General features: G+C 63.1%; 17 protein-coding genes. 13 read left to right on the top strand and 4 right to left on the bottom strand.

Annotated features, from left to right (window positions below; translation table 11 throughout):
* Nucleotides 1–7: 7 nt before the first annotated feature.
* The 3 genes from C8K44_RS00780 to C8K44_RS00770 form a co-directional block, all read right to left on the bottom strand.
* Nucleotides 8–931, bottom strand: coding sequence for an ABC transporter permease (locus tag C8K44_RS00780; protein ID WP_109573846.1), 924 nt, complete (start codon nucleotides 929–931; stop codon nucleotides 8–10).
* A gap of 5 nt (nucleotides 932–936) precedes the next feature.
* Nucleotides 937–1,716 carry an ABC transporter ATP-binding protein gene (locus C8K44_RS00775; RefSeq protein ID WP_109573845.1) on the bottom strand — a complete coding sequence of 260 codons (780 nt, stop codon included), beginning with the start codon at nucleotides 1,714–1,716 and terminating at the stop codon, nucleotides 937–939.
* 63 nt (nucleotides 1,717–1,779) lie between these two features.
* Nucleotides 1,780–2,766, bottom strand: coding sequence for an ABC transporter substrate-binding protein (locus C8K44_RS00770; RefSeq protein ID WP_109573844.1), 987 nt, complete (start codon nucleotides 2,764–2,766; stop codon nucleotides 1,780–1,782).
* A 151-nt stretch (nucleotides 2,767–2,917) separates the two neighbouring features.
* On the opposite strand from C8K44_RS00770, the gene C8K44_RS00765 reads away from it, so the two are divergent.
* From C8K44_RS00765 to C8K44_RS00755, 3 genes are all read left to right on the top strand, one after another.
* Entirely contained in the window at nucleotides 2,918–3,697 is a 780-nt protein-coding gene (locus C8K44_RS00765) for a GntR family transcriptional regulator (protein WP_109573843.1), read from the top strand.
* Entirely contained in the window at nucleotides 3,694–4,662 is a 969-nt protein-coding gene (locus tag C8K44_RS00760) for a pyridoxal-phosphate dependent enzyme (protein ID WP_109573842.1), read from the top strand. Before C8K44_RS00765 ends, C8K44_RS00760 begins: the two co-directional genes overlap by 4 nt.
* Nucleotides 4,663–4,759: 97 nt before the next feature.
* Nucleotides 4,760–5,284, top strand: coding sequence for a MarR family transcriptional regulator (locus tag C8K44_RS00755; RefSeq protein ID WP_109573841.1), 525 nt, complete (start codon nucleotides 4,760–4,762; stop codon nucleotides 5,282–5,284).
* A gap of 10 nt (nucleotides 5,285–5,294) precedes the next feature.
* Here C8K44_RS00755 and C8K44_RS00750 read toward each other — a convergent pair whose 3' ends face one another.
* Nucleotides 5,295–6,269, bottom strand: a complete 975-nt coding sequence (locus C8K44_RS00750; protein WP_109573840.1) for a helix-turn-helix domain-containing protein — start codon at nucleotides 6,267–6,269, stop codon at nucleotides 5,295–5,297.
* Nucleotides 6,270–6,374: 105 nt separating this feature from the next.
* Here C8K44_RS00750 and C8K44_RS00745 point away from each other — a divergent pair, with 105 nt between their 5' ends.
* The 10 genes from C8K44_RS00745 (at nucleotide 6,375) to pcaF (ending at nucleotide 16,831) form a co-directional block, all read left to right on the top strand.
* A complete protein-coding gene (locus tag C8K44_RS00745; RefSeq protein WP_109573839.1) occupies nucleotides 6,375–6,923 on the top strand; it encodes a cysteine hydrolase family protein in 549 nt (182 codons plus the stop codon).
* Nucleotides 6,924–7,086: 163 nt separating this feature from the next.
* Nucleotides 7,087–9,411, top strand: coding sequence for a bifunctional salicylyl-CoA 5-hydroxylase/oxidoreductase (locus C8K44_RS00740; RefSeq protein WP_109573838.1), 2,325 nt, complete (start codon nucleotides 7,087–7,089; stop codon nucleotides 9,409–9,411).
* A complete protein-coding gene (locus C8K44_RS00735; protein WP_109573837.1) occupies nucleotides 9,408–10,199 on the top strand; it encodes an SDR family NAD(P)-dependent oxidoreductase in 792 nt (263 codons plus the stop codon). Before C8K44_RS00740 ends, C8K44_RS00735 begins: the two co-directional genes overlap by 4 nt.
* A 102-nt stretch (nucleotides 10,200–10,301) precedes the next feature.
* Nucleotides 10,302–10,754 (top strand): cupin domain-containing protein, encoded by a 453-nt coding sequence (locus C8K44_RS00730; protein ID WP_109573836.1) that lies wholly within the window; start codon nucleotides 10,302–10,304, stop codon nucleotides 10,752–10,754.
* 48 nt (nucleotides 10,755–10,802) lie between these two features.
* Nucleotides 10,803–11,633, top strand: a complete 831-nt coding sequence (locus C8K44_RS00725) for an enoyl-CoA hydratase family protein (RefSeq protein ID WP_109573835.1) — start codon at nucleotides 10,803–10,805, stop codon at nucleotides 11,631–11,633.
* Nucleotides 11,634–11,636: 3 nt separating this feature from the next.
* Nucleotides 11,637–12,830 carry an acyl-CoA dehydrogenase family protein gene (locus C8K44_RS00720; RefSeq protein ID WP_109573834.1) on the top strand — a complete coding sequence of 398 codons (1,194 nt, stop codon included), beginning with the start codon at nucleotides 11,637–11,639 and terminating at the stop codon, nucleotides 12,828–12,830.
* 11 nt (nucleotides 12,831–12,841) lie between these two features.
* Entirely contained in the window at nucleotides 12,842–13,258 is a 417-nt protein-coding gene (locus C8K44_RS00715) for a thioesterase family protein (RefSeq protein WP_109573833.1), read from the top strand.
* Nucleotides 13,251–13,646 (top strand): RidA family protein, encoded by a 396-nt coding sequence (locus C8K44_RS00710; protein WP_109573832.1) that lies wholly within the window; start codon nucleotides 13,251–13,253, stop codon nucleotides 13,644–13,646. Before C8K44_RS00715 ends, C8K44_RS00710 begins: the two co-directional genes overlap by 8 nt.
* Before the next feature lie 6 nt (nucleotides 13,647–13,652).
* On the top strand, nucleotides 13,653–15,632 hold the full coding sequence (locus C8K44_RS00705; RefSeq protein WP_109573831.1) for a 3-hydroxyacyl-CoA dehydrogenase NAD-binding domain-containing protein: 1,980 nt from the start codon (nucleotides 13,653–13,655) through the stop codon (nucleotides 15,630–15,632).
* Nucleotides 15,629–16,831: a 3-oxoadipyl-CoA thiolase gene (gene pcaF / locus C8K44_RS00700; protein ID WP_109573830.1), complete on the top strand. Its 1,203-nt coding sequence runs from the start codon at nucleotides 15,629–15,631 to the stop codon at nucleotides 16,829–16,831. Before C8K44_RS00705 ends, pcaF begins: the two co-directional genes overlap by 4 nt.
* Nucleotides 16,832–16,846 lie beyond the last annotated feature (15 nt).

Here is a 16,846-nt window from a genome sequence, read left to right as displayed (position 1 = left end):
TCCTTGATTATTCGCGAATGGTTTCGCGTGCTTGTGCCGGTCCCCGGCTGCGCTTGAGGCTCGGAAGAGCAAGCATTGCGAGCACGAACAGGCCGGTGGCGAGCTTCAGGTCGGGGGGTGGCATGCCGGCGGCCAGACAGAACGATACGAGCTGGTAGTAGACCACCGCACCGACAAACGGGGCGGCGAGCTGGCGCAGCACTGTCTGCTTGCCGACGATTGCTTCGCCGATCATCAGCGCGGCAAGGCCGTTGATCAGGATGCCGAGGCCCATGTTGACGTCGGCAAAACCTTGCGACTGCACCATCAGCGCACCGCTGGTTGCGGAGAACGCGCTGGCGAGGCCAACGCCGCCTATGGTGGCGACCCAGACATTGATGCCTTGTGCTTCGGCCATGTCGGGGTTGGCACCGACAGCGCGGATCGCCGTGCCCTTCTCGGTCTTGAAGAACATGTTGAGCAAGATGAAGACGACAGCGCCAATCAGGCCAGCAATGATGATCTTGCTGGCGGGGAAGCCCGGCTGGACGAACGGAGCCCAATCGAACACGGTGGGCGCGCCGAACACCGAAAGGTTGGACTTGCCCATGATGCGCAGGTTGATGCTGTAGAGCATCGTCATCATCAGGATACCGGCGAGCAGAGTATGAATGCGAAAACGCAGGTGGATGAAGGCGGTGCAGCAGCCGGCAAGAAAACCGGCGATCAGTGCAACGGAAATCGCGGCGAGCGGTGAAGCGCCCGCCGCCAGAAGCACGCCGCAAACGCAGCCGCCGAGCGGAAACGCGCCTTCGCTGGTGAGGTCGGGGAAGTTAAGCGTGCGGAACGGAATCATGATGCCGAGCACGACGAATGCCAGGATCAGGCTCTGTGCCAGCGTAACGGGAATGAGCGAGACGAAGCTCGTGAAAACGGTCTGGATAAGGTCCATGATGATCAGCTCGCCAGCAACATGCGGTCGGTTTTCACGGAGAAATGGCCGATCAGGTCGACAACGGTGACCTTGGCCTTTTCCTCGCCGGTGATTTCGAGCCGGAGCTTGCCGGCATCGAGCATGATGACGCTGTGACCGAAATCGACGGCATGCTGCATGTTGTGGGTCACCATCAAGGTGGTGAGCTTCAGTGCTTCGACCGCGCGCACGGTCGCCTTCATGACGATGTCGGCAGTGCGCGGGTCAAGGGCCGCAGTATGCTCGTCGAGAAGCAATAGATCGGGCGAGCCGCCAACTGCCATGATCAGCGACAGCGACTGGCGCTGGCCGCCCGAAAGTAGTTCGACGCGGGTGTCGAGGCGATTTTCGAGGCCGAGCCCTAGCAGCTCGAGGCGCTCCTTGTAAGTGGCAAGGCGGGCAGCGTTGAGACCTTGGCGCAAGGTGCGCTTCTTGCTGCGCAGATCGGCGAGCAGCATGTTTTCTGCAACCGTCATCGAGGCGGCGGTACCCTTCATCGGGTCCTGGAAAACGCGCGCCAGACGGACAGCGCGCTTGTGGACGGGCATGTCCGTCACGTCGTCGCCATTGATTATGATCTGGCCGGAGTCAAGAACGAGTGCGCCCGAAATGGCATTGAGCATGCTGCTCTTGCCTGCGCCGTTGGAACCGATGACGACGCCGAATTCACCGGTGGCGAGCTTGAGGCTGAGACCATCCAGAGCGACCTTCTCGTCGGCCTGGCCCTTGTAGAAAACTTTACGTGCAGATCGGATTTCGAGCATCCGTCCCTCCCGAAATAGTGACGGCGTCAAAGACGCCGCCACCTGGTTTGACGAAGTGCCGGATCAGTCGACGATGCACTTGCAGTCGGCGAGCGATGCCGGGATTTCGATGCCGAACGCGGCCATGGCCTTCTTCGAGATCGTCGCAGCATGGTCTTCATAGGCCGGACGCGAGGGCGCGATGGTCTTGGGGTCTTTGCCCTTCAGGATTTCCGCAGCGATCTTGCCGGCGTTGATGCCGACCTGCTCGTAGTTCACTGCGAAGCTGGCAGGCACGACACCGTCGCGGACGGCGTTGTCGTCGGCATTGACGACCGGGATGCCGGCCTGGCGGGCCGCAGCGGCGACGGCCGGGATGGCCGGCTGGATCAGGTTCGAGGTCGGGCCGTAGATCACGTCGACCTTGCCGGCCAGCGAGGCAATGCGCTGCTGGATGTCGTTGACGTTGTCGATGCCGACTTCAACGACTTCGAAGCCTGCGGCAGGTGCGGCTTCCTTGATCTTTTCGACGAGAGCAACGTCATTGGCCTCGCCCGGATTGTACGGCACGCCAAAGCGCTTCGCGTTCGGCAGCAGCTTCTTGGTAAACTCCATCACTGCGGCGACGTCCTGCAGGTCGGTGGCGCCTGTCATGCCGTCATCGCCAGCTTCCCACGAAGGCACGAGCTTCGCTGCGACTGGATCGGTGACGGCTGCGAAGACGATGTCGATGCCCGAGCCGGCGAGCGCCTTCTTGGCGATCTGCGAAACCGGGGTGGTGATGGTGTACATCAGCTTGGGCTGTTCGGCCTGCAGCTTTGCGATCATCTGGGGAACCAGCGACGCGTCGAAATTGGTGTGGCTCTCGGTGTAGACAACGTCCTTGCCGTCGACAAAGCCATTGTCAGCCAGCGACTTCTTGAATCCGGCGACGGCTGCATTGAGCTGCGGGTGCTCGCCGAAATTGGCGACGCCGATCTTGATCGGATCGGCGGCGGCTGCACCAAGGCTGGCGGCGAGCGCGCCGGCCAGTACCAGACCCGACAACAGACCGGACTTCAAATTTCTCATCTATTCCTCCCAGATTTGACAAGCACCGCTCACTGAACGGCAGCATGGGGGCAATCATGGGCAGTCCGGAGGGGTCTGTCAAACATTATATATAATTCTTGCCACACGCTCCCATGATATATAATTTTTGCGGAGCACATGGACGAATGCGATGCAGGATGACGAGCACTCCACCAAGACGGAAGCGGCCTACCGGCTGCTGCGTCGCGATATCCTGACCACCCGGCTGATGCCCGGCGCGCCGCTCAAGCTGAGCGCGCTGCGCAATGCATACGGTGTTGGCTGGACACCGTTGCGAGAGGCGCTATCGCGGCTGGAGGCCGAGCGCCTTGTCACGGCCATTTCCAATCGCGGATTTGCCGTCGCTCCCGTTTCGCGGACCGAACTCGAAGACCTCGCGCGTGCAAGGATGGTCGTAGAGCTGCCACTGCTGCTGGAATCGATCGAAGAGGGTGACAGCGATTGGGAATCGGCTGTCGTCACCGCCCACTACAGGCTGTCGCGCTGCAAGACAGCGGTCGAAGACCCTTCCGACGCTGCCGTCGACGACTGGGACGAAAAGCACGAGGCGTTCCATTCCGCACTTTTGAGCGCTGCGACGTCGAACTGGCTTTTGCGCTTCCGCTCGACGATTTCCGACCAGCTGCGGCGCCACCATCGGTTTTTGGGCCTCGCACCAACGTTGCGTGCTGCCGAGGGCCAGAAGCAGGGTTACGAAGAAGCCATGGCCGCTCTCGGCGAGGCTCAGTCGATCGGCCCGCATACAGCACTGATGGAAGCTGCGCTCGACCGCGACCTCGAAAAGGCAAAAGCCTTGATGATCGACCACATCGGCTACACACTGCATGTCTACGTGCACACCGAGGACTACAGCGGAAACAAGCACGCCGCGCGCGCCGGCAGCTTGAGATCAAGGTCGGCAGCCGAATGAACGCGCCTTATCGCCCGACACTCGACGAAATCGCTGCCGCACGGGCGCGGATCGCACCCTATGTTCCACGCACCCCGCTTGTGCGGCTCGACCTCGGTTTTCCCGACCGGCAGATTTTCCTCAAGCTCGAGACGCTTTCTCCCATCGGGGCGTTCAAGCTCAGGCCGGCGCTCAATGCGCTTTTGTCGCGCGATGCGGATGCCTTGCGCAATGGCGTCGCAACCACAAGCTCCGGCAACATGGCCTATGGCATGGCATGGGCCGCCGACAAGCTCGGCATCCCGATGGCTGCCTACATGTATGCCGGTGCACCACAGACCAAGATCGATGGCGTGCGCCGCCGTGGCGGCCAGGTGCGTTTCATTTCGATGGAAACCTGGTGGCAATACATCATCGGTGCTGACCGTCCGGATTTCCCTGAACTGCTCATCAATCCTGTGACCGATCAGGCCGTTCTATCCGGCAACGGCTCGATCGGCGTGGAAATCGTCGAAGACCTTCCGGAAGTTGACGTCGTGCTTACCCCCTATGGCGGCGGCAGCATGACCACGGGTGTCGCCAGTGCCGTCAAGGCATTGCGGCCCAGGGCAAAAGTGCTTGCCGTCGAAGACGAGAATGCAGCACCCGTGACGGCAGGACTTGCCGCCGGGCGCATTGTCGAGATCGAAACCCGTCCCTCCTTCATCAAGAGCATTGGCGGGCCATCGCTTGTGCCGCAGCTTTGGCCAGTGGCGCGTGAGCTGATCGATGGCGCGGTTACCGTCAGCCTAAAACAGGTGACGGAGGCAATGCGCCTGTTGTTTGCGAAGGCGAAGATCGTCGCCGAAGGTGCAGGTGCTGCCTCGCTTGCCGCCGCCATGGAGAGCGATGACGCCAAGGGAAACGTCGTTTGTGTCATTTCGGGTGGAAACATCGACGCCAGGGATTATTCCAAGGTGCTGGCTGGCGGCATTCCCAAGCCTTGAATCTTTCAAGCTTGTAAGACCCGGCGAAACGGCACTACAAAGCCTGTTCGGACCGGCTTGTTTTCCGGTTCGCTGGCTGAGGAAAGACCGGGCAGATATGGACGAACGCAAGGAAGCGGCGAGCGCCACCGGATGGGTCGATGGCGAGACCAAGGTGCAGGAAGCGCCCGCCGATCACGGGACCGAACTCAGGCTGTGGCTGCGTCTGCTGACCTGCTCTACCCTGGTTGAGACCGAGATACGCCGCCGTTTGCGCGAAGAATTCGACTCTACCCTGCCCCGCTTCGACCTGATGGCGCAGCTCGAGCGCGCCAAGGATGGCATGGTGCTCGGCGAGGTGTCCAAGCGCATGATGGTGTCGCCCGGCAACATCACCGTGCTCGTCGAGCGGCTCGCCGAAAGCGGCCATATCAGCCGCACGACGTCACCGACCGACCGCCGGGTGCAGATCATTGCGCTTACCGCCTTCGGCCGCGCCGAGTTCGAAAAGATGGCGGCGGCCCACGCTGACTGGATCGCCGACCTGTTCGGTAATCTGGCGCCAAAGGACGGTGCGGTATTGCTGGATGAGCTTGCCAAGCTCAAGCGTTCCGTGGTCGCCTCGCTCGCCAAGGGCGCGTAGTCGAAACCGTCTAGGCCCGAAACCGGGCACGATAGTCGCTCGGCGTCAGCCCGACGATGCGCATGAATATTTTGCGAAACGACCCCGGATCGCCGTAGCCGACTTCCCACGCAACCTTGTCGACCGACTGCGTGGTGAACTGGAGCAGTTCACGCGCCTTGCCGACGCGAAGCCGCTGGCCGTATTCAGTCGTCGTCAGTCCGGTCGCCTTCTGGAAGCGCCGCAGGAACGTCCGTTCCTCGAGCCCTGCCAGCGCAGCCAGCGTTGCGAGGTTCAGGTCCTTGCCCTCACCCGCCTGCAACCAGTGCTGCACCTTCAGGATGGCCGCGTCGCCATGGCTGAGACGCGGCGCAAAGGCACTGTAGTAGCGCTGCTCACGGCCGGGCGGATCGAGCGCCAGGATGCGCGCGGTCTCGATCATGACCGTCGGCCCGAGGAAGCGGTCAACGAGCTTTAGGCCGAGATCGGTCCAGGCCATCAGGCTGCCGGCGGTAATGATGTCGCCGTCGTCGATGAGCAACCTGTCGGTGTCGAGCTTTGCGTCGGGAAAGCGTGTCCGGAACACCTCGTCATAGACCCAGTTCGTCGTCACCGCCCTTCCCGCCAGCAGTCCGGTCTCACCGAGCACGAAGGCCCCCGCGCAGACTGAGGCAAGCACCCCGCCTGCCCCATGACGCTGGCGCAGCCAGCCAGCCACCGGGGCTGCATGTTCGGGCGAGATCGGGTCGCCAAGCGCAGGCGGCACGACATAGACCTCGGGAACACCTGGCGCATCAGGACATGTGTCGAACACCCGTGTCGGGGCTTGTCCCAGCTCCTCCATACGCCAGTGGCTGACACGCAGGACGGAGGGCGGCGCACCGCGGCTCTTGCGCCCGGCCGTGCGGTTGGCAAGGTCGAAAAGGTCGGTAATGCCGAGCACGGCCGACAGTTGAGCACCTGGATAGAACACCAGCCCGATCTCGATGACGCCGGCTTTTTCCATTTGTCGAAATCACCCCTTGTTATGTCGATATCGCCAATGGCGCGTCACCATAAACCAACGCATATTCCTGGCAACACCTCCCCAGACAGCAAAGGCAGCAGGGACATGAGCAAGCGTGCGGTGATCGCCATCGACATCCAGAACGAGTATTTCCCGGGGGGCCGCATGCCGCTCGTCGGCATCGAACAGGCAACGGCCAATGCCGCTCGCGTCATAGACGCGGCCCGCGCCAAGGGCGACACAGTCATCCACGTACGCCACCTCTCCAAGGCAGCGGATGCCCCGATCTTCGCGCCCGGTACGCCTGGCATCGAAATCAACGCCGCTGTCGCTCCGGCCGAGGGCGAAAAGGTCATCACCAAGAATTTCGTCAATTCGTTCCGCGAGACCGACCTAAAAGCAACGCTGGACGCTGGCGGCATCGACGAGGTGGTGATCGTCGGCGCCATGAGCCACATGTGCGTCGAAGGCGCCACCCGCGCCGCCACCGACTTCGGCTATAAGACTGTCGTCGTCCACGATGCCTGCGCCACCCGTGACCTCGAGTTCGAAGGCAAGACCGTTCCTGCCTCCCAGGTCCACGACGCCGTCATGGCCGCCTTGGCGTTCGGCTACGCCGAGATGATCAGCACTGGCGACTTCCTCGCGCGATAGCAAACGCCGAGCCTCCGCCATCCCGACGGCGGGCGGTTGCCCGCCCGGCGGCGCAAATAACTTTAAGCTTGAAGTTTCTCCGAAACGCGTTCATGGTGGGCTCAGGTCAAGGCTGGGACCCACTCCGCCTTGGCGGCACAGCGGCACTTCGGAGGAGAACGGCATGCGCATTGTCTGTATCGGTGGCGGGCCGGCCGGTCTTTATTTCGCACTCCTGATGAAAAAGCAGCACCCCGCGCACCACGTGACCGTGGTCGAGCGCAACCGCCCCTTCGACACTTTCGGCTGGGGCGTGGTCTTCTCCGACGCCACCATGCAGTCGATGCGCCAGTGGGACCCGGCAACCGCCGAGACGATCGAGGTTGCCTTCAATCACTGGGACGACATCGAACTGGTGTTCAAGGGCCGCAAGATCCGCACCACTGGCCATGGCTTTGTCGGCATCGGCCGCAAGAAAATGCTCAACATCCTGCAGGAGCGCTGCCTCGATCTCGGCGTCGAGCTGGTGTTTGAAACCGACGTTCAGGGCGACCAGGATTTCCCCGACGCCGACCTGATCATTTCGGCCGATGGTGTCAATTCGCGTATCCGCCACAAATACGCAGATATCTTCAAGCCTGACATGGTGATGCGGCCCAACCGCTATATCTGGCTAGGCACCGACAAGCGCTTCGACGCCTTTACCTTCGATTTCCAGAAGACAGAGCACGGCTGGTTCCAGGCCCATATCTATCGCTTCGACGAGAACACCTCGACATTCATCGTCGAAACCACCGACGACGTCTTCCAGGCGCATGGCCTCGACAAGATGGACCAGGACCAGTCCATCGCGTTCTGCGAGAAGCTGTTTGCCGGCACGCTCGAAGGCCACAAGCTGATGACCAATGCGCGCCACCTGCGCGGCTCGGCCTGGCTGAACTTCGGCCGCCTGATCTGCGAAAAGTGGAGCCATTTCAATGGCCAAAGCCATGTCGTTCTGATGGGCGACAGCGCCCACACCGCCCATTTCGCCATCGGCTCGGGCACCAAGCTTGCCATCGACGACGCTATAGAGCTGACCCGCCAGTTCGACATCATTGGCCACGACAAGACCAGCATTCCCGCCGTGCTCGAAGCTTATGAAGAGGTGCGCCGGGTCGACGTCGCCCGCATCCAGAACGCCGCGCGCAATGCCATGGAGTGGTTCGAAGTGGTCGGCACGCGCTATGCCGACACGTTGGAGCCCGAGCAGTTCATGTATTCGATGCTGACGCGTTCGCAGCGCATCAGCCACGAGAACCTGCGCCTGCGCGACAAGGACTGGCTGGAAGGCTACGAGCGCTGGTTCGCCGAGCGCGCCGGCGTCGACCCCGCACCCAATGGTTCGGTGCCACCGCCGATGTTCACGCCCTTCAGCATTCGCGGCCTGACGCTCAAGAACCGCATCGTCGTCTCACCCATGGCGATGTATTCGGCCACCGACGGACTGCCCAACGATTTCCATCTCGTCCATCTGGGCTCGCGTGCCATGGGTGGCGCCGCTCTCGTATTCCCCGAGATGACCTGCGTTTCGCCTGACGCCCGCATTACCCCAGGCTGCCTTGGGCTGTGGAACGACGAGCAAGCGCAAGCCTTCAAGCGCATCGTCGATTTCGTCCACCATCAGACGCCGGCCAAGATCGGCATGCAGCTCGGCCATGCCGGGCGCAAGGGCGCGACCAAGCTTGCCTGGGAAGGCATCGACCAGCCGGTGACGGAAGGCGCCTGGCCGTTGATTTCGGCCTCGGCGCTACCCTATCTCAAGAACTCCGACACCCCGCGCGAAATGACCCGCGAGGACATGGACCGCGTAACAGCCGATTTCGTCCGTTCTACCGAGATGGCAGCCGCACTTGGCTTCGACATCCTCGAACTGCACGCCGCGCACGGCTATCTCTTATCGAGTTTCCTGTCGCCGCTGACCAATCTGCGCGACGACGAATATGGGGGCAGCCACGAGAACCGGGCGCGGTATCCACTTGAAGTGTTCCGCGCTGTCCGCGCGGCGTGGCCCGAGGACAAGCCGATCTCAGTACGTCTGTCCACCCACGACTGGTATGAGGGCGGCAATACGCCCGAAGATGCGGCGATCTTCGCCAAGATGTTCAAGGATGCCGGCGCCGACATGATCGACTGCTCGTCAGGCCAGGTGGTGAAGGAAGAGCAGCCGGTCTACGGTCGCCTGTTCCAGACTCCGTTCTCCGACAAGATCCGTAACGAGATCCAGGTGCCCACCATTGCCGTCGGTGCGATCTCGGAGGCAGATCACGCCAATTCGATCATCGCCGCCGGCCGCGCCGACCTCTGCGCCGTCGCCCGTCCGCATCTCGCCGATCCGTCCTTCGTCATCCATGAGGCGGCGAAGATCGGCTATGCCGAGCAGGCCTGGCCGAAGCAGTACCGGACGGCCCGCGCGCAATACGAGAACAACCTCGCACGCGCGGCGGCGGCACCCACGGGCAAGGCATGAACAATCAAGGCAAGAACGGGCGTCACGCTTTGGTCACCGGTGCCGGTAGCGGCATCGGCCGCGCCATCGCTATTGCGCTTGCGGCGAATGGGCACCGTGTCAGCCTGAGCGGTCGCCGTGCTGCGCCGCTGGAAGCAGTTCGCGCTGAGATCGCCGCCGGCGGTGGCGAGGCCTTTGTACTCGATGGCTTCGACGTCACCGACGCGCGGTCGGTTGAGGCAGGCATCGCCAAGGCGATCACCCAGGCAGGCGACATCGCCGTTTTGGTCAACTGTGCCGGCGAAGCACCCTCGGCACCGTTCGACAAGACCGATCTTGCCATGTGGAACCGGGTGATAGGCATCAACCTCACCGGCACTTTCCTGGTCACACAGGCAGCACTTGCCTCGGTCAAGCGCGCCGGCAACGGTCGCATCGTCAACGTAGCAAGCACCGCCGGCCTGACTGGTTATGCTTATGTCTCCGCCTACTGTGCTTCAAAGCATGGCGTGATCGGCATGACCCGCGCGCTGGCGCTCGAACTCGCGCGCACCGACGTTACCGTCAACGCGGTTTGCCCCGGCTTTACCGACACGCCGCTGCTTGATGGTGCCGTCGAAACGATCAGTGGCAAGACAGGCCGCACGGTTGATGAGGCGCGCGCCAGCCTTGCCCGTGCAAACCCGCAAGGACGGCTGGTCACCCCGCGGGAGGTTGCCGACACAGTGCTCTGGCTCGCCTCTGAAAGGGCAACCGCGATCACAGGCCAGGCTATCCCGGTTGCCGGTGGCGAAGTTCTGGGAGGATGAGCAGGCTTCAAACGGGAAATAGGGCTTAGCCCGCTGGCGACGTTGCAGGTACGGCAAACAGGAATTGATACCGAGGCAAAGCTAATCAACGGGGAGGTAGACATGGCAGGAAATCTCGAAAAGGGAATTACGCGCGACGGTCACGGCTTCGAGGGCAAGCAGTGGAACATTCTTGGTCAGGTCTATTTTCCGAAAGCGGTTTGCGACGCGACATTCGCCTTTGAGACAAACAGCGCGCCGGGGCAGTTCGTCCCCGTGCATATCCATCCAACGCAGGATGAATTTATCCTGGTGCAGGAAGGCGAACTCGATCTGAAGCTCGACGGGCAATGGTTCAAGGCCAAGGCTGGAGATCTTGTGCGGATGCCGCGCGGTGTTCCGCATGGCTATTTCAACAAGTCCGACAAGCCGACCCGGGCGCTCTTTTGGGTTTCGCCGGCAGGCATGCTCGAGGAGTTGTTCAGCAAGCTCGACAACCTCGGCGACCCGGAAGAAGTCGTGAAGATTTCTGCCGCGCATGAAGTGGATTTTCTTCCACCGTCGGCGAACGACTGAAGCAAGAAAATATAGCGACGTGACAAGGAGCGATCCGTGACAAACCCGATGCAGGACAAGAAGCGCCCGTTCAAGGGCCACAAGGCCAAGCACTTCCTGTTCGAGACGGATGCTGACGGTCGCGTCGCCACCATCACGCTCAACCGTCCCGAGAAGAAGAACCCGCTGACCTTCGAAAGCTACGAGGAGCTCACCGACCTGTTCAGATCGCTGGCACGCGCCAGCGACGTTCGCGCCGTGGTGCTGAGCGGAGCAGACAACAACTTCTCCTCCGGCGGCGATGTCTTCGACATCATCGAACCGCTGACGCATATGTCGATGCCCGACCTGCTCGACTTCACCCGCATGACCGGCGACCTGGTGCGCCAGATCCGCGCCTGCCCGCAGCCGGTCATAGCGGCTGTCGACGGCATCTGTGCCGGTGCCGGCGCGATCCTTGCCATGGCGTCCGACTTCCGTGTCGCCACACCCGAGGCCAAGACCGCGTTCTTGTTCGCTCGCGTTGGCCTGGCCGGTGCGGACATGGGCGCCTGCGGCATCCTTCCGCGCATCATCGGCCAGGGCCGCGCCGCCGAGCTTTTGTTCACCGGTCGCGTGATGACCGCTGCCGAGGGCCATGCCTGGGGGTTCTACAACGCGCTGCACGAGCGCTCCAGCTTGCTCGTTGAGGCACAGAAATTCGCGCGCAACCTGGCTGACGGCCCGTGGTTCGCGCATGCGATGACCAAGAAGATGCTCGACCAGGAATGGGCGATGGGCATCGACCAGCTGATCGAGTCCGAAGCGCAGGCGCAGGCGATCTGCATGGCGACAGGCGATTTCCGCCGTGCCTTCGAGGCCTTCGCCGCAAAGACCAAGCCCGAATTCAAGGGGAACTAAGCCATGGCCGCGCACCTGATGCCTGCCGGCGCACCGGCCCGCGACCATCTCGACTGGCCGTTCTTCGCCGACAGCCATCGTGCGCTCGCCGCCGAACTCGATGGCTTCGTCGCCAATGGCGGGCTCGGCGAGATCGATCATGCCGACGCTGATGCGGCCTGCAAGAAGCTGGTCGCAGCACTTGGCGCGGCGGGCATTCTTAGGCATTGCGTGCCGGCGGCATTCGGCGGTGTGTCCGAGGAAATCGACAGCCGCTCGCTCTGCCTGATCCGCGAAACGCTGGCCTATTCCGACGGCCTCGCCGACTTCGCATTCGCCATGCAGGGCCTCGGCACCGGCGCGATCAGCCTGTCCGGTTCGGCCGAGTTGAAAGAACACATCCTGCCGAAAATCGCCAAGGGCGAGCTGATCTCTGCTTTCGCGCTGACCGAGCCGGACGCAGGATCGGACGTCGCCGCGATGAGCACCAGCGCTCGCCGCGACGGCGACCACTATGTCCTCGACGGCGAGAAAATCTTCATTTCCAACGGCGGCATCGCCGACGTCTACACTGTCTTTGCCCGCACCGGCGAAGCGCCTGGCACGCGCGGCATCTCGGCTTTTGTCGTCTTTGCCAATACGCCCGGCTTTTCCATCGCAGAGCGCATCGAAACCATCGCGCCGCACCCGCTTGCCCGCGTCCGTTTCGACAATTGCCGCATCCCGGCATCGCAGCTTTTGGGAACGCCCGGCGAAGGCTTCAAGATCGCCATGCGCACGCTCGACATCTTCCGCCCGTCGGTAGCCGCTGCCGCGCTTGGCTTTGCCCGCCGTGCGCTTGATGAGGCAGTCGCACACGCCAAGTCGCGAAAGATGTTCGGCGCGACACTCGCCGACCTGCCGACCGCGCAGAGCACGTTGGGCGAGATGGCAACTGCCATCGACGCCGCCTCACTGCTCACCGTGCGCACCGCCTGGCGCCGAGACGTACAAAAGCTGCCGATAACGCGCGAGGCCGCCATGGCCAAGATGACGGCGACGGAAAATGCCCAGTGGGTGATCGACCAGGCGCTGCAGATGTTTGGTGGGCGCGGCGTGCGCGTCGGCGAGATCACCGAGCGGCTCTACCGTGAGATCCGCGCGCTGCGCATCTATGAGGGTGCCACCGAAGTGCAAAAGCTGATCATCGGCCGCGAGCTGATGAAGGCCGCGAAATAGAGGACGCTGCCGTGACCTTCCGCACCAGCCGGCCGCTGCGGTTCGGCGACTGCGATCCCTCGGGGATCGCCTATTTCCCCTCCTACCTGAACATCCTGGTGGGGGTACTGGAGGAGTTTTTCGGTTCGGTCGGCGCGCCGTGGAAAGAGCTGATCACCGAGCGGCGCATCGGCACGCCGACTGTCAGGCTCGATCTCACCTTCGTCCATCCCGGCTTCCACGGCGACACGCTCGATTTCGAGCTTTCGGTGCGCCGGATCGGCCGCTCCTCGCTCGACCTGGAGCACACAGTTTCGGCGGCGGGCACCCTGCTTTGGAGCGCCTGCCATAGCGTCGTTGCGACCTCGCTCGACACTCACAAATCGCTTGCCTGGCCGGACGACATCCGTGCCGCGCTCGAAAAATGCCTGGAGACACAAGATGCATGAGATCCTGCAGCCCGAGGGATGGGCGAAGCCGATCGGCTACTCAAATGGCGTCGCAGCCAAAGGCCGCACCGTCTTCGTCGGCGGTCAGATCGGCTGGAACGGCAATTGCGAATTCGAGACCGACGACTTCGTTGGCCAGGTGCGCCAGACACTGGAAAACGTTGTTGCCGTGCTGCGCGCCGGTGGTGCGGAGCCGCACCACATCACCTCGATGACCTGGTATTTCACCGACAAAAAGGAATACACCGAAAACCTGCGCGGCCTCGGTCAGGCCTATCGCGAGGTCATCGGCCGGCATTTCCCGGCCATGGCCGCCATGCAGGTCGTGGCGCTGGTCGAGGACCGCGCCAAGATCGAGATCCAGGCCACAGCCGTCATTCCCGAGTAGGCCCCAATGAGCGCGATGCGGTTTTCGGAGAGCGTCACGGGCACAATCCTCGACGGCGTGCTTGTCGTCACCATCGACAACCCGCCCGTCAACGCAATCTCTGCGCATGTCCGCCAGGGGCTGGTTGAAGCACTCGACCATGCCGCCGCGCTCGGCATGGTCGTCGGGGTCGTGATCACCGGTGCCGGGCGAACCTTTGTTGGCGGCGCCGACATCAAGGAGTTCGGCAAGCCCCCGGTCGAGCCGACGCTGCCCGAGGTGATCGAGCGTATCGAAAGCTATGGCAAGCCGGTGGTCGCGGCGGCCAACGGTGCCGCGTTGGGCGGCGGCAGCGAGATCGCGCTGGCCTGCCATGGCCGCGTCGCCAGCGACAAGGGGAACTTCGGCATGCCCGAGGTCAAGCTTGGCATCGTGCCCGGTGCAGGTGGTACGCAGCGCCTGCCACGCCTGATCGGTATCGCCGCCGCGATCGACCTGATCGGCAGCGGGCGCACTGTCAAGGCAACAGAAGCGATCGCGCTTGGCCTCGTCGATAGCGTTGAGTCCGATCATCTCGACGCGGCGCTCAGCCTCGTCCACGATCTCGCCGGCGAGCCGCTGCGCCGCACCGGCATGCTGGAAGTTCCCGTTTCCGAACCAGCTGACGTCGATGCCGCGTCGAAGAAAGTCCTGTCGAGGGCGCGCGGCCAAACCGCACCCGCCGAGGCCGTCCGCCTGGTCAAGGCGGCCGCACATGTCGAACTGAAGCAGGGACTCGCCGACGAACGCGCGACCTTCGTGCGGTTGCGCGATTCCGTGGAGTCCGCGGCTCTGCGCCATGTGTTCTTCGCTGAACGCTTGGCCGGCAAGGTCGAAAAGCTCGACAATGTCACGCCGCGCAAGATCGAGATCGTCGGCATCGTCGGTACCGGCCTCATGGGCGCGGGCATCGCCGTTGCCGCACTCACATCGGGTCATCGCGTCATCGGCGTCGAGCAGACGGCCGAAGCCGCCAAAAAAGGCCGCGAGCGCATTGCGGGCATTCTCGACAAGTCGGTACAGGCGGGGCGTCTTGCCGCGACAGTTCGCGACGAATGCCTCGCCCGGCTTGCGGTGACCGCCGACGCCGGGGAGCTGGCCGCCGCCGATCTTGTGATCGAGGCGGTCTTCGACGACCTCCCTGTCAAGACTGAATTGTTCCAGCGGCTCGACGGCATCGTCAGGTCGGACGCGATCCTCGCTACCAACACCAGCTATCTGAACCCTGACGACATCGCCGCCGCCACCGCGCATCCCGAGCGCGTGGTCGGGCTGCATTTCTTCTCGCCGGCCAACATCATGCGCCTCGTCGAGGTCGTCGCCTGCAAGGTGACCGCACCTGACGTCCTCGCCAGCGTACTGGCCTTTGCCAAGAAGCTTGGCAAGCTGCCGGTGGTCTGCGGCGTCACCGAAGGTTTTATCGGTAACCGCATCTTTTCGGCCTACCGCCGCGAGGCCGAGTTCATGGTCGAGGACGGTGCCGCGCCGCACGAGATCGACGCCGCGCTCGAAGCCTACGGCTTTCCGATGGGCATTTTCGCTGTCTACGACATGGCGGGCCTCGAAATCGCCTGGGCAAGGCGCAAACGCCAGGCCGCGACCCGCGATCCCAAGGCACGTTATGTCGAGATCGCCGACAGGCTGTGCGAAACGGGTCGCTTCGGCCGCAAGTCCGGACGCGGCTGGTATGACTATTCCAGCGGCGAACGTGCCGCCGATCCCGAGGTGACAGCGCTGATCGAAGCCGTGCGTGCAGCGAAGAACATCGAGCCGCGCAGCTTCACTCCTGAGGAGATCGTCGAAAGGCTGCTCAAGGCGATGGCCGACGAAGGTGCCGCCTTGCTCGCCGAAGGTATCGCCGCGCGTTCGAGCGACATCGATCTGGTGATGATCAACGGCTACGGCTTCCCTGCGCACAAGGGCGGGCCGATGTTCGTCGCCGAAACGCAAAAGGACGCGAAACCATGAGCGACGCCTACATTGTCGGCGGCGTCCGCACCCCGATCGGCCGTTATGGCGGTGCACTTGCATCCGTTCGCCCCGACGATCTCGCCGCCCATGCCATCCGCGAGGCGCTGGCGCGCTTCCCCGCCATTCCCATCGAACAGATTGACGAGGTCGTGCTCGGCTGCGCCAACCAGGCTGGCGAAGACAACCGCAATGTCGCTCGCATGGCCGCATTGCTTGCAGGTCTGCCGGAGACGGCGGCTGGGACGACCATCAACCGGCTCTGTGGCTCTGGTCTCGACGCGGTGGGTTATGCCGCGCGCGCCATCAAGCTGGGTGAGGCCGAGATCATCATTGCGGGCGGGGTCGAAAGCATGTCGCGCGCGCCCTTCGTCATGCCGAAGGCGACAAGCGCCTTCCAGCGCAGCGCCGAGATATTCGACACCACCATCGGCTGGCGTTTCGTCAATCCGCTGATGGAAAAGCAATACGGCATCGATTCCATGCCGGAGACAGCCGAAAACGTCGCGGCGGAGTTTTCCATCTCGCGGAACGATCAGGACCAATTCGCCTTGCGCAGCCAGGCGCGCGCCGCCGTCGCTCTGAAGAGCGGCCGGTTCGCTCGCGAGATCGCCCCTGTCACCATCAAGGGGCGCAAGGGCGAGGCGACTGTCGTCGAGCATGACGAGCACCCGCGCGAAACGACAATCGAAAAACTCGCCAGCTTGCCAGCACCATTCCGCACCGGCGGCACGGTGACAGCTGGCAACGCCTCAGGCGTCAACGACGGGGCTGCGGCCGTGATCCTCGCGTCCGCGCGCGCGGCAGAGCGCTACGGTCTCAAGCCGCTCGCCAAGGTCGACGGCATGGCCACCTCGGGTGTCGCCCCCCGCATCATGGGCATCGGTCCGGTGGCATCAACGCGCAAGCTTCTGGATCGTGCTGGCCTGACCATCGCAGACATCGACTTGATCGAACTCAATGAGGCCTTTGCCGCCCAGTCGCTGGCCTGCATGCGCGAGCTTGGCCTCGCCGACGATGCAGCCCACGTCAACGTGAACGGAGGCGCCATCGCACTCGGACATCCGCTCGGCATGTCGGGTGCGCGTCTCGCACTGACGGCCGCGTTGGAGCTCGACCTGCAAAACTCGAAACGCGCGCTTGCCACCATGTGCATCGGCGTCGGCCAGGGCATCTCGCTGCTGATTAGCCGGCCGTAGCGAAACCATATCTCG

Source organism: Aminobacter sp. AP02, from assembly GCF_003148805.1.
In the GTDB taxonomy this organism is placed as follows: Bacteria; Pseudomonadota; Alphaproteobacteria; order Rhizobiales; family Rhizobiaceae; genus Aminobacter.
The sequence above is the reverse complement of the archived record's forward strand: the minus strand, read 5'-3'. Positions and strand labels throughout refer to the sequence as shown.

Excerpts from the sequence above, each read along its gene's own strand:
- C8K44_RS00780 (WP_109573846.1), bottom strand. The coding sequence starts at position 931 with ATGGACCTTATCCAGACCGTTTTCACGAGCTTCGTCTCGCTCATTCCC.
- C8K44_RS00775 (WP_109573845.1), bottom strand. The coding sequence starts at position 1,716 with ATGCTCGAAATCCGATCTGCACGTAAAGTTTTCTACAAGGGCCAGGCC.
- C8K44_RS00770 (WP_109573844.1), bottom strand. The coding sequence starts at position 2,766 with ATGAGAAATTTGAAGTCCGGTCTGTTGTCGGGTCTGGTACTGGCCGGC.
- C8K44_RS00765 (WP_109573843.1), top strand. The coding sequence starts at position 2,918 with ATGCAGGATGACGAGCACTCCACCAAGACGGAAGCGGCCTACCGGCTG.
- C8K44_RS00760 (WP_109573842.1), top strand. The coding sequence starts at position 3,694 with ATGAACGCGCCTTATCGCCCGACACTCGACGAAATCGCTGCCGCACGG.
- C8K44_RS00755 (WP_109573841.1), top strand. The coding sequence starts at position 4,760 with ATGGACGAACGCAAGGAAGCGGCGAGCGCCACCGGATGGGTCGATGGC.
- C8K44_RS00750 (WP_109573840.1), bottom strand. The coding sequence starts at position 6,269 with ATGGAAAAAGCCGGCGTCATCGAGATCGGGCTGGTGTTCTATCCAGGT.
- C8K44_RS00745 (WP_109573839.1), top strand. The coding sequence starts at position 6,375 with ATGAGCAAGCGTGCGGTGATCGCCATCGACATCCAGAACGAGTATTTC.
- C8K44_RS00740 (WP_109573838.1), top strand. The coding sequence starts at position 7,087 with ATGCGCATTGTCTGTATCGGTGGCGGGCCGGCCGGTCTTTATTTCGCA.
- C8K44_RS00735 (WP_109573837.1), top strand. The coding sequence starts at position 9,408 with ATGAACAATCAAGGCAAGAACGGGCGTCACGCTTTGGTCACCGGTGCC.
- C8K44_RS00730 (WP_109573836.1), top strand. The coding sequence starts at position 10,302 with ATGGCAGGAAATCTCGAAAAGGGAATTACGCGCGACGGTCACGGCTTC.
- C8K44_RS00725 (WP_109573835.1), top strand. The coding sequence starts at position 10,803 with ATGCAGGACAAGAAGCGCCCGTTCAAGGGCCACAAGGCCAAGCACTTC.
- C8K44_RS00720 (WP_109573834.1), top strand. The coding sequence starts at position 11,637 with ATGGCCGCGCACCTGATGCCTGCCGGCGCACCGGCCCGCGACCATCTC.
- C8K44_RS00710 (WP_109573832.1), top strand. The coding sequence starts at position 13,251 with ATGCATGAGATCCTGCAGCCCGAGGGATGGGCGAAGCCGATCGGCTAC.
- C8K44_RS00705 (WP_109573831.1), top strand. The coding sequence starts at position 13,653 with ATGAGCGCGATGCGGTTTTCGGAGAGCGTCACGGGCACAATCCTCGAC.
- pcaF (WP_109573830.1), top strand. The coding sequence starts at position 15,629 with ATGAGCGACGCCTACATTGTCGGCGGCGTCCGCACCCCGATCGGCCGT.